At 42.1% G+C, this 11,721-nt stretch carries 10 protein-coding genes; 6 read left to right on the top strand and 4 right to left on the bottom strand.

The features are described from left to right. Nucleotides 1-385: 385 nt before the first annotated feature. Entirely contained in the window at nucleotides 386-2,275 is a 1,890-nt protein-coding gene (glmS, locus tag LC605_RS27170) for a glutamine--fructose-6-phosphate transaminase (isomerizing) (RefSeq protein WP_229550599.1), read from the top strand. Between the two features lie 327 nt (nucleotides 2,276-2,602). Here glmS and LC605_RS27165 read toward each other — a convergent pair whose 3' ends face one another. From LC605_RS27165 to LC605_RS27155, 3 genes are all read right to left on the bottom strand, one after another. Continuing rightward, on the bottom strand, nucleotides 2,603-2,989 hold the full coding sequence (locus tag LC605_RS27165; RefSeq protein ID WP_229550598.1) for a type II toxin-antitoxin system VapC family toxin: 387 nt from the start codon (nucleotides 2,987-2,989) through the stop codon (nucleotides 2,603-2,605). Further along, entirely contained in the window at nucleotides 2,989-3,267 is a 279-nt protein-coding gene (locus tag LC605_RS27160) for a hypothetical protein (RefSeq protein ID WP_229550597.1), read from the bottom strand. Before LC605_RS27160 ends, LC605_RS27165 begins: the two co-directional genes overlap by 1 nt. Before the next feature lie 355 nt (nucleotides 3,268-3,622). After that, on the bottom strand, nucleotides 3,623-4,792 hold the full coding sequence (locus LC605_RS27155) for a tetratricopeptide repeat protein (RefSeq protein WP_229550596.1): 1,170 nt from the start codon (nucleotides 4,790-4,792) through the stop codon (nucleotides 3,623-3,625). On the opposite strand from LC605_RS27155, the gene LC605_RS27150 reads away from it, so the two are divergent. The 5 genes from LC605_RS27150 (at nucleotide 4,791) to LC605_RS27130 (ending at nucleotide 9,476) form a co-directional block, all read left to right on the top strand. After that, nucleotides 4,791-4,961 carry a hypothetical protein gene (locus LC605_RS27150; RefSeq protein ID WP_229550595.1) on the top strand — a complete coding sequence of 57 codons (171 nt, stop codon included), beginning with the start codon at nucleotides 4,791-4,793 and terminating at the stop codon, nucleotides 4,959-4,961. The genes LC605_RS27155 and LC605_RS27150 overlap by 2 nt on opposite strands. A 332-nt stretch (nucleotides 4,962-5,293) precedes the next feature. Further along, nucleotides 5,294-5,926: a chemotaxis protein CheB gene (locus LC605_RS27145; RefSeq protein ID WP_229550594.1), complete on the top strand. Its 633-nt coding sequence runs from the start codon at nucleotides 5,294-5,296 to the stop codon at nucleotides 5,924-5,926. Between the two features lie 423 nt (nucleotides 5,927-6,349). Further along, nucleotides 6,350-8,245, top strand: coding sequence for a CheR family methyltransferase (locus LC605_RS27140; protein WP_229550593.1), 1,896 nt, complete (start codon nucleotides 6,350-6,352; stop codon nucleotides 8,243-8,245). 211 nt (nucleotides 8,246-8,456) lie between these two features. Continuing rightward, nucleotides 8,457-9,053 carry a tRNA-(ms[2]io[6]A)-hydroxylase gene (locus LC605_RS27135; protein WP_229550592.1) on the top strand — a complete coding sequence of 199 codons (597 nt, stop codon included), beginning with the start codon at nucleotides 8,457-8,459 and terminating at the stop codon, nucleotides 9,051-9,053. An 18-nt stretch (nucleotides 9,054-9,071) separates the two neighbouring features. After that, nucleotides 9,072-9,476: a VOC family protein gene (locus tag LC605_RS27130; protein WP_229550591.1), complete on the top strand. Its 405-nt coding sequence runs from the start codon at nucleotides 9,072-9,074 to the stop codon at nucleotides 9,474-9,476. Between the two features lie 887 nt (nucleotides 9,477-10,363). Here the strand turns inward: LC605_RS27130 and LC605_RS27125 are convergent. Beyond that, nucleotides 10,364-10,729 (bottom strand): beta/gamma crystallin-related protein, encoded by a 366-nt coding sequence (locus LC605_RS27125; protein WP_229550590.1) that lies wholly within the window; start codon nucleotides 10,727-10,729, stop codon nucleotides 10,364-10,366. Between the last annotated feature and the right edge of the window lie 992 nt (nucleotides 10,730-11,721).

Here is an 11,721-nt window from a genome sequence, read left to right as displayed (position 1 = left end):
TAATGTCGCCAAGCCCTCAGGTAGCAAATCCCCAAAGTTTTAGCAGAATCAGACAATTTCATCAGACGGGATTTTGGACTATATCTGACTATGTTAGACTATATTTTATTTAAAGTTTTCTCATACCAATTTCATATGAAGCTGGATAATAAAGAACCCCACTCTAACCCTCCCCGAAATCGGGGAGGGAACTGGATTTTCCCTCTTTGCTCATCGTTCGGGGAGACAAAGCGCAGGTTTGGCTCTTTGGGGTTCAAATTGTTTGATTTATGCAAGAGGTCTATGGTAAAGGGAGTAAATTACTCCCTTTTTTCTTTGCAAAACGTCCACTTTGTGCTGCCAACTATACTGGATTTAATCATCCTGAAAAAAAGTGGTGTGAGCAATGTGCGGAATCGTTGGATATATAGGCACTCAAGCAGCGACAGATATTTTACTGTCTGGGCTGGAAAAACTAGAGTACAGGGGCTATGATTCTGCTGGAATCGCCACTGTTTGGGAAGGTGAGGTGAATTGTGTGCGGGCAAAGGGCAAACTCCATAACCTGCGTTCTAAACTGGAACAAGTAGAAACCCCTGCCCAAATTGGTATTGGTCACACACGCTGGGCAACTCATGGTAAACCAGAAGAGTACAACGCCCATCCCCACATGGATACGGCAAAGCGAGTGGCGGTAGTGCAAAATGGGATTATCGAAAACTACCGCGAGTTACGCGAGGAACTCAAAGTCAAAGGACACGAATTTCGTTCTGAAACCGATACCGAAGTCATTCCCCATCTGATCGCCGAATTATTAAAGAATCTTCCCCCCTCATCTCCCTCATCTCCCTCATCTCCATTCCTAGAGGCAATTCGCCAAGCGGTCAACCACTTACAGGGGGCATTTGCGATCGCAGTTATTTCTGCTGACTACCCCGATGAATTGATTGTTGTTCGCCAACAAGCACCTTTGGTAATTGGTTTTGGTCAAGGGGAGTTATTCTGTGCGTCTGACACACCTGCCATCGTTTCCTACACCCGTGCAGTGTTACCTCTGGAAAATGGCGAAATTGCCCGCCTCACACCTTTGGGCGTTGAGATTTACAATTTTGCTGGCGACAGGTTGAAAAAACAACCCCGCCTGCTCAACTTCAATCCCACGATGGTAGAAAAGCAGGGATTCAAACACTTCATGCTCAAAGAAATTCATGAGCAACCAGGGGTAGTAAGAGCTAGTTTAGAAGCATACTTTAATCCAGGCGAATCTAGTGAATCGCCAATCAATCTTGGTTTACCTGGAGATTTATACAACGATTTAGAACAAATTCAGATCGTCGCCTGTGGTACCAGTTGGCACGCAGCATTAATCGGCAAATATTTACTTGAACAACTAGCAGAAATTTCAACTCAAGTACATTACGCTTCTGAGTATCGCTATGCACCATCACCTGTGACAGCTAACACGTTGATCATTGGTGTTACCCAATCAGGTGAAACTGCCGATACTCTAGCAGCTTTGGCGATGGAAAAAGAACGTCGCCAGGGGAAAGAACCCAAATATCAAGGGCGACTACTGGGTATTACTAATCGACCTGAAAGTAGCCTTGGTCATATGGTACCGCATATTATCAGTACCCTAGCCGGAATTGAAATTGGCGTAGCGGCGACGAAAACTTTTACCGCCCAACTGATGGCATTTTATGCTTTGGCATTAGATTTAGCAGCTCGCCGTCAGACAGTTTCAAAAGATACATTAGAGAAAATTATTAATGGGTTGCGGCAGATTCCCAAAGAAATTGAGGCAACTTTAGAAAGTCAAGAACGTTTAACCGAACAGTTAGCCCACGAATTTGCCGAAACCCAAGATTTCATTTTTATCGGAAGAGGAATTAACTTCCCCATTGCTTTAGAAGGGGCGTTGAAATTAAAAGAAATCAGTTACATTCACGCCGAAGGGTATCCGGCTGGAGAAATGAAACATGGCCCGATCGCACTTTTAGATGCAAAAGTACCAGTAGTTGCGATCGCAGTTCCTGGTAGTGTTTACGAAAAAGTTATTTCTAATGCCCAAGAAGCCAAAGCTAGAGATTCTCGGTTAATTGGGGTGACTCCCGTCAACGATGGCGAAGCTGCGGAAATCTTTAACGACTTGCTCCCCATTTCTCATGTAGAAGAATTACTTTCTCCGATTTTGACAGTAGTTCCTTTGCAATTATTGGCTTATCATATTGCCGCCCGTCGCGGTTTGGATGTCGATCAGCCAAGAAATTTAGCCAAGTCTGTAACAGTGGAATAGTCTATTTATAGAGGTGGATTAAGTAGGTTGGCGCAATTAAAGTTAACTGGCTAAGGCTGTCATTTGTCATTGGTCATTTGTCATTAGTAAAGGTTTTAAGTTTATTTACGTTTCGTAACATACTTGACTTTTTTTGCACCAATGTACTTAAACCAATTCGCAATACCTCGACTTCCCTCGGTACAAGTTCGCTTTTTCGCCCATGACGCTCCTACGTCGCTAACGCTGCGCTAACGCTTTTTCCGTGAAAGTGACGGGGATTTAGATTTAGGCGTTAAATTCGCGCTGCCCACATTGCTGGGGACTTAAACCCCCAGCATATTTGAGCTACCCGAAATCATCAGAGAATAATGGCACATCATAAGATTTAAACTTTTGGTCTACTGTAATTATTGTTAAACCTTCTACCAAAGCTTGAGCAATTAACATCCTATCAAAAGGATCTTTATGGTGTAGAGGCAAATCAGCAACCTTTATTCCATATGCCAATGTCATACACAAAACCTCAAACTGACTGAAGCGCAAAGCTTCCTCCAAATTACCAGGAGCAATTAACTTTCCTAAAGACTGTTTAATTGAAATCTCCCAAGCACTAATTGCACTGACGAAAATTAAATTTTCAGGATTAGTAATTACCTCTCGTACCCGATCTGACAATTTAGAATCATTTTCTAAGAACCACAACAAAATATGAGTATCTAACAAAAAACTCACTATTCATCCCCATAAAATGCTGCAATTACTTCTTCTGGAGTCTCATCAAAATCATCAGCAATCTTAACTTTTCCCTGCCAAAAACCCGCAACTCTTGGCTTTAAGGCATCATTTAAATCAGCTTTAGTAACTTTCAGATCAGGTTGAGTCAAAGGCAAAACTTTTGCCAAAGGGACACCCTGATGAGTGAGGGTAACTTCAACATGATTTTGAATATCTGACAACAAATCAGCTAAATTATCAGATAAGTCAGCAATCTCAAAAGTTTTTGGTGACATTTGGCTTATGCCCTACTGATTACCAGCATTAGACATCTCCAGAAATTAATTATGCGTTGGCTGAAACCCTTGTAGAGACGTAGCAGTGCTACGTCTCTACATTCATTCTCACTAAGTGTCTATTATAACCAATAAAATCTACCCTCACTGAAGATGAAATCGAATAGTCTTGGAGGATGAAGAATGATTAAAAATATGATCAGTTTTGCACTTGGGATGCGATCGCCATTGAATCTTGCAATAAATAGTTCTAAACCCTTACAAGGCTTGCTTTTGAGATATTGTACAACTTTTTTATTTATTTGCTCATCTGTCCTTTGAAATACAAATGACAAATGACAAATGCCCCTCACATCTACATCAACTCCATCTCCTCCAACCCCTGGCGTAGTCTCTTCGCCTCTTCGGGATTATACCTTTCATGAAGGGCGATCGCTTTTTTAAAAGCTGTTAAACTATCTTGATGATTGCCAACTTTCAGCAACACTACCCCTAAATTTTGATAAGCTTCGGCATAGTTGGGATTTAACCTGATTGCATTTTGATAATATGCGATCGCATCTGTAAATAAACCCAAAGCTTTAAATGTCATCGCCAAATTATAATGTCCAACAACAAAAGTCGGGTCAATTTTCAAAGTTGTGGCGTAAGCAGTTTTCGCACCGTTGAAATCTCCGGCTGCTTTGAGTAAGTTACCCAAATTGTTGTATGCTCCTAATTTGAGCATGGGGTAAATGGGCAATTTGATGGCAGCTTGATAGTGAGAAATAGCCTGTGGGGATTTTTGCAACCGACTGTAGGCAATGCCTAAATGATAGTGGAGTTCATATAAAATATCGTAGTTTTCTTCAGCAACGGTGATTCCATGTCTGAGCAACTCCATACCTGGGGAAATTTTCCCAGTTTCTACATACAATGCTCCTAATTTACTGCAAACGTAGGGGTCATCAGGATGAGTCGTGAGAAACCCTTCCATCGCCGCAGCTGCTTTGGCATATTTGTTATTTTGAGCGATCGCACTTTTTTGATATCCTGTGTGTACAAGTGCCACCCCCGGTAAATAACCTACTTGCCAATGGGGTTCTTTGGTTAAAATTTCTGACACACTATCATCGACTAAGGCATGGTAGGGACGGTCAAAACGAATATCTGGATGATTGCGGAATAGCCTGGAAACCAGAGAATAGGGAGATTGTTCTGCACCAACTTCGTGGCGGACGAGGTTGATCAGCAGGTATTCGTCTCTAGCGATCGCTTCTCGCAACTGCGGTACAATTGCTGGTGTGAGAGTTTCGTCAGCATCTAATACCAAAATCCAATCACCAGTGACATATTTTAGGGCTGCATTACGGGCAGCACTGAAGTCATTACACCATTTAAAATGATGGACTTTTGCACCGAGTTGTTGGGCAATATTGGGAGTGCGATCGATTGAGCCTGTATCCAAAACTACCATTTCATCCACTACTTTTCGGACACTGCTCAGGCATTTAGGTAGTGTCGCGGCTTCATTTTTCACAATCATGCACAGACTCAAACTCATAATTTCAAAATTGGGAGATGGGGGAGATGGGGGAGATGAGGGAGATGGGGGAGATGAGGGAGATGAGGGAGATGGGGGAGATGAGGGAGATGGGGGAGATGAGGGAGATGAGAAAGCAACATCGCTACCTTACTTCCTACTCTCCAATTAGGACTTTATTTTGTGCAAAAATCAAGATTAGGGACTGACAAAAAATAAATTATCCAAAATTATTTGTATATTTGTAGGGGCGCAAGGCCTTGCGCCCCTACGTGGTCTATTTACCGGAAAATTGCTGTAATTAACGTGAGTTTGACAAGTCTTATTTGACCTCTCCCCCAGCCCCTCTGGGAAGCGGAGAGGGGAGCAAAAAGCTTAATTTTTCGTTGCTCCTCTCTTTCCGTTTCCCAGAGGGAGGCTGGGAGGGAGAGGTTCATCGAACTCACGTTAATTAATGCTATTCATAAATAAAGAAGTTACGCAGATAGTCATAGGCGAAAAATAATGATTCAGATGGCAGAAAATGCCAAAAATTATCCACCTCACTTTCATAATGCTGCCTTTGATATAGTTGCGATCGCAGCTTCCGCAGGCGGTCTGACTGCTCTAGTTAAAGTGCTATCAACTCTAAAAGCACAATTTCCAGCCGCGATCGCTATTGTGCAACACCTCGCGCCCGAACACCGCTCGTTCATGGCAGAAATTCTCAGTCGGCGCACAGATATTACCGTCAAGCAGGCACAAGAGGGAGATTGTCTTACCCCGGGAACAGCTTACGTTGCTCCGCCCAATCTTCACCTGTTGGTTAACGGTGACGGTACCCTTTCCTTATCACAGTCAGAATTAGTACATTTTTTACGTCCTTCGGCTGATTTATTATTTGAATCGGTTGCAACGACTTACAAAGACAGAGCGATCGCACTTGTGCTAAGTGGAACGGGTAGCGATGGCGCGATGGGAGTAGAAGCGATTAAAAAAATGGGCGGTACTGTCATTGTCCAAGACGTAAAAACTGCCGAATTTTCCGGGATGCCCTCCGCCGCAATTCAAACTGGTAATATAGATTTTATTCTCCCCTTGGATGAGATTTCTAACACTCTGGTGACTTTGGTCATGGGTAATGTTGAAATCAACTGAGATATTGCATCATCAGAATGAATTCTGGGGCTATGGGTTAAGCATTTCCTCCTTCTCTCTTCTCTCTTCCCTCTGTGTTCCCTGCGCCTCTGTGGTTCGTAAAAAAAAGAGTGTTCAGCCCTTTTGTGAACCGTATTGGTCTAAAGACGACTGATAAAAGGTTATAGTCCGTTAAAACGGACTTTAGCTATGAGCCAGGAACTTCAGTTCCGGGTGGTTTATGTCTCAATACGCTTGGGTTAAGGATAATTGTAGGTTGGGTTGAACTTTAGTGTTACCCAACAAACCCCGCGAAATGTTGGGTTTCGTTCCTCAACCCAACCTACGCAATACAAGGTTTTTGACGCTAACTGAACCGTATTGGTTTATCTCTAGAATGAAATAGCCATGAAAAAATACTTTTAACCTAAAATCCCAAATGGTATGACTTCCGCAGAAAGAGATCCCAAATTTGAAAATCTACTGATTTATCTCACACAAAACCGGGGATTTGATTTTACAGGCTATAAGCGCTCAACTTTGATGCGTCGGGTAGTCAAGCGGATGCAGTCATTAACTATAGAAAATTTTGAAGAATATCAAGACTATCTAGAAGTTTATCCAGAAGAATTCGATGATCTTTTCAACACCATCCTAATTAACGTCACCGCTTTTTTCCGAGATTCATCAGCTTGGGAATACATCGCAGATCAAATACTGCCTAAGCTCATTAGAAATAAAAAAACTTCTGACCCAATTCGCATCTGGAGTGCTGGGTGTGCTTCTGGAGAAGAAGCTTATACCCTAGCAATGTTGATGGCTGAAATATTGGGAGCAGAAGAATTTCGCCAACGAGTGAAAATCTACGCCACAGATGTAGATGAAGATGCTCTCAACCAAGCACGTCTTGCTGTATATTCAGCTAAAGATGTGCAAACAGTGCCAGATGAAGTGCGGCAGAAATACTTTGAGATTGTCGGACACCATTATGTCTTCCGCCAAGACGTGCGTCGCTCAGTGATTTTTGGTCGCCACGATTTGCTTCAAGATGCGCCCATTTCGCGCTTAGATTTACTCGTCAGCCGCAATACATTAATGTATTTTAATTCTGAGACTCAAGGGCGAATTCTGTCCCGGTTTCATTTTGCACTCAATGATAATGGCTATCTGTTTTTGGGGAAAGCAGAGATGCTATTGATGCATTCCAGTCTGTTTATGCCACTGGACTTGAAAAACCGGATATTTACGAAGGTATCAACGGTAAATTTACGCGATCGCCTCTTAGTTATGGCAAATTTAGCAGATGATCAATCTAGCAACCGTTTGGCTCGACATATCCGGCTGCGAGATATGGGTTTTGACACAGCCCCAATCGCCCAAATAATCATTGATATCAATGGCATTTTGGTAATGGTGAACGAGCAGGCGCGGACTTTGTTTGCCCTTTCCCCTAAAGATTTAGCTCGTCCCTTGCAGGATCTAGAACTTTCTTATCGGCCAGTTGAATTGCGATCGCTAATTGAACGGGCTTATAGTGAACGCCGCCCCATTACCCTGACAAATGTAGAGCGCTATTTATCTAACACAGAAATCCAATATCTGGATGTGCAAATTACGCCTTTACAAGAAACAGATACCAGTTTTTTAGGGGTCAGTATCTCCTTTCATGATGTCACCCGTTACATTAAACTCCAAGATGCCTTGCAACGCTCCCAACAAGAATTGGAAACCACCAACGAAGAACTCCAATCTACCAATGAAGAGTTAGAAACCACCAACGAAGAACTCCAATCTACTAATGAAGAATTAGAAACTACTAATGAAGAACTGCAATCTACTAATGAAGAATTGGAGACGATGAATGAAGAATTACAATCTACTAATGAAGAATTACAAACAATTAATAACGAACTGAGCGAACGCACCGCAGAACTTAATCGCACAAACATTTTCCTCACCTCTATTCTCAAGAGTTTACAAACGGGAATAGTGGTAATTGACAGCAGCTTTAATATCTCTATTTGGAATTATATGGCAGAAGATTTATGGGGCTTGCGGACTGATGAAGTTATGGAAAAGTCTATCTTCAGCCTAGATATTGGGCTACCCGTCGAGCAGTTGCGATCGCCCATCCGCGACTCCCTATCCGGGAAAAAACAGTTTCAAGAAATGATCCTTGATGCTACCAACCGTCGGGGTAGGCAAATAAAATGTTACCTGGCAATCACTCCGCTACTTGGCATTGAAATGCAAGGAGCAGTTTTGATGATGGTGGATATAGATAGGGTCAATAGTATGATTTCTACTCAAGACATGGAGGAACGGCGGCAGCAGGAATGAAGCAGGCCAAGGAGCAAACCAGGGACTGGGTTTATCTATTAAAATCAATTTGGTAGGATACTCATACCGTTTCTTTGTAAAGCTGCATATATTTACCCCTCCGCTACGCCGTCGCCCCAAGCTTTGGAGGGACTACAGGGGACTCTTATTATATGCATCTTCATGGAGAATTGGTATCAGCTAAATTAACATTCTGGAGTTTTTTGACTCTGTGCTGACTCAGTTACCGACTATCAACGCCCTGAAACAGCCCACTAGCTCTGCTTGGGTTGAACAAGCCATCGCTAACTTAGACATCATCTTACTCGACCACTCCCACTGTGAACGCAAAGCAGCAGGCGTAGCCTTGAATATGATGTTTCGCTACCCTTCCAATACTAAAATGGTGCGGGAACTAACTGCGATCGCCCGCGAAGAACTAGAACACTTTGAGCTAGTTAACCAATGGTTAGAACGCCGGGATATTCCCCTGGCTCCCTTACCACCGCCTCCTTATGGCGCTCTTTTAAAGGCTCAAGTCCGCCCCAAAGAACCTGAGCGATTTCTGGATTCCTTACTAGTTACTGGTTTAATCGAAGCTCGCTCTCACGAACGCCTGGGATTATTAGCTGCTCACTGTCCAGAGCCAGACCTAGCAAAATTTTATCGTGGGCTAATGGCATCCGAAGCGCGTCACTACGGTATATATTGGGTTTTAGCTGCTACTTATTTCGACAAAGAAATCGTCATGCAACGACTTGATGAATTGGCGATCGTCGAAAGTGAGTTGTTGGCGACTTTGCACCCAGAACCTAGAATTCACAGTTAGTAGACTAATCCAACAGATATGAAGCTTCAGCTAACACACCTGAGACTGCTTGTCTCCAACTACAAAGATTCTTTTCTGTTCTACCGGGATCTGCTGAAATTTGATGTCGATTGGGGCGATGAAGATAGCGGATATGCTGAGTTTAATACCGGATATCTCAAGTTGGGTTTGTTCAAAAAAGAATTAATGGCTGAAGTAGTCCCCAGAATCGAACAGCCTTCATATGTTGTCAATCGAGATAAAATCGTCTTGATTTTCGCAGTCGATAACGTAGATGAAGTCTATGAGCAAGTAAAAGATCAGAATGCGATCGTTGTGACTCAACCACAAGATCGCCCAGACTGGGGAATTCGCACAGCCCATTTCCGCGATCCTGATGGTAATCTCATCGAGATATACAACAACCTGGGAATTGTCAGTTAAAATTCCAAATTTATGATTAAAAGGAAACTCTTAACGGGCAACTTTTAACAGGGAAATCCCCATAATTAAAATTAAGCGTTCCGTGAGGTTAGCCGAAGGGGGATTTCTATAATGACGTATTTTTTCTTGCACTACCTGTCCCCTTAAAAAATCTTTTTATTTCTTTTATAAATAAGTTTACTTGCTCTGTTACGCAAAATTTGAGCAGGATTTTATCACTCTTCCCCTTTTCCTGTTCTTGGTAAAATGCCTCAAAAATGCATGAATCCTCTGAGGCATTTTACTATCGTGTTTATGCTGAGAACCTCCGGCTTCAAGCCGGGGGATGAAAGCTAATTGTCTAATTTATTAGACAACATGATCAAATTAAATAGCGTAAATATAGGATGAAAAACTCCATAACAAAAAACGTATTTACGCATTTCACTTAACAATCAAGTAGCCACACAGCTAGGGTTAAATCTAGCCGAGGTGGGTAGGGTATTTTGACAGTGCCACAACGATATGATTTGCTTACAAATCAATTCGTAAACGTTCCAGAGTGGATCTTTTAGACCCCGTAGCAACATCAGTTTAGAATCCCTTGGTTGGAAACCAAGGGAGATGTAAACTAAGTAAAGTTATTATAACCCAATCCCGTTGGGTTAAGCCCCAAATCCTTTGTAGAGACGTTGCATTGCAACGTCTCTACATTCATTTTCACTCCTATATTTTAGAGGTTGTTTGAAAAGTATTAGGCGAATATAATTCGCTACTACACTAGCGTTGTCCACCAAGGTGGACTAACGAAAAATTAAGGTTTTTAACCTGCGTAGGCAGGTTTTGTTTGTGTAGCCGCGACTTCTAGTCGCCCGGTGAGTAATAAATTAGACTTTTCAAACAGCCTCTTAGAGACGTCTGAGAGAACTAATCGAATCGTTTGGAATACCAAAATCAGCAACAAACGAGTATCGTCCTCGTCCTAGAGTTACAGCCGGGCCTTGGAAGTTTACGTCTCTATAAAACCTCCACCTTTCATTCCCTGTAATAATAATAGATGAGGTTGTGTCGTTGAAATTGTCATTAACGAGGTTAGAATCACCATTAGAATACTTCAGCCCCCCTCCCTTAAAGTTAGCATCCCGGTATATAGTTGCAGCACCTCCACTAAAAGCAGCAGCATCCTCATCCCTAAGTTCGTTCACTGCACTTAAGTTCAATTCAGCTAAAGTTTTCTTGTTCATATCTACTCCGTAGTTGTTGATGTTAGACATTGTTTTCTCCTGAGTTTTTGATTAAAGGATGTTTGAAAAGTATTTGGCTATGATTTTCGGCACTTATTGCTCCCCCCTAATCCACGCCAGTCGCTAATTGGGAAACCCCCTTTTTCAGGGGAGAACTAGAACTTGTTATCCCGAAAAAACGACTTTTAAAACATCCTCTTACAGATTTTTCCTTCCGGAATTGTAAATTGGGGTTTTTACTGAAGATAATTGCTAATTTCTTCACCCTAACTACCTTGTAATCCATTCTTTACTTTGCCACATCTGTCAATAGTATTAAATTCGCTGAGGGATTTGAATTTCATGCCGCAAACTCTCCGTCTAACGCTCTTTTTTGACTCTAGGCAAAGCTATACTTTTGCTGTTTTTGCGCTTCATTCAAAATGCGTAGCGATTGCATCATCAAAAACAAAGACATTTTCTGAACGGGGCTATTACCCCGACTGATTGATTCTGACTCCTCGGTGGAGCATCTCCGGCTCCGCTCCTGAATTTTTCTTCAACAAGACCTACTTGCGTAAATTCACTGGTTAAGACAAGTTATAATGTATTCAAATCTCACGAATGGTGGATAATTAGAAGTGCAAGAACTCGATTTCTGACAAGAAGACACCTGACTCTGCGTTGATGATGTAGATTCAGAGCCAATTTATTGGTTAAAGATAACTTTTTTCAGCACTGGGACAATTCACGCCTTGAGAGACCATTTATTATAAAGTAAACCTTAAATTGTCGGGTGCGTTAAAGCTCTCGTGTACGGCACCTGGAGATATGGTGCCCTGCGGCTAAATTAGACTTTCTCAAACCCTCAAATTCCTACACAGCCGTAACACACCCTACTTAATATTTACTTTATAAACATCCTCTAAGCTCGACTTTATCCATTTTTTTCGCTACGTGAACGCTGAAGTTGAAACCTTTGTGGAACGGTAGTTTTAGTTTTTGAATTTTATGGATAACCTGTAGAGTGGAAAAAGTATTTG

The sequence above is a fragment of the Nostoc sp. CHAB 5836 genome, assembly GCF_020829445.1.
GTDB lineage: Bacteria > Cyanobacteriota > Cyanobacteriia > Cyanobacteriales > Nostocaceae > Nostoc.
Note: the sequence above shows the minus strand (reverse complement) of the source record. Positions and strands in the feature narration are given on the sequence as shown.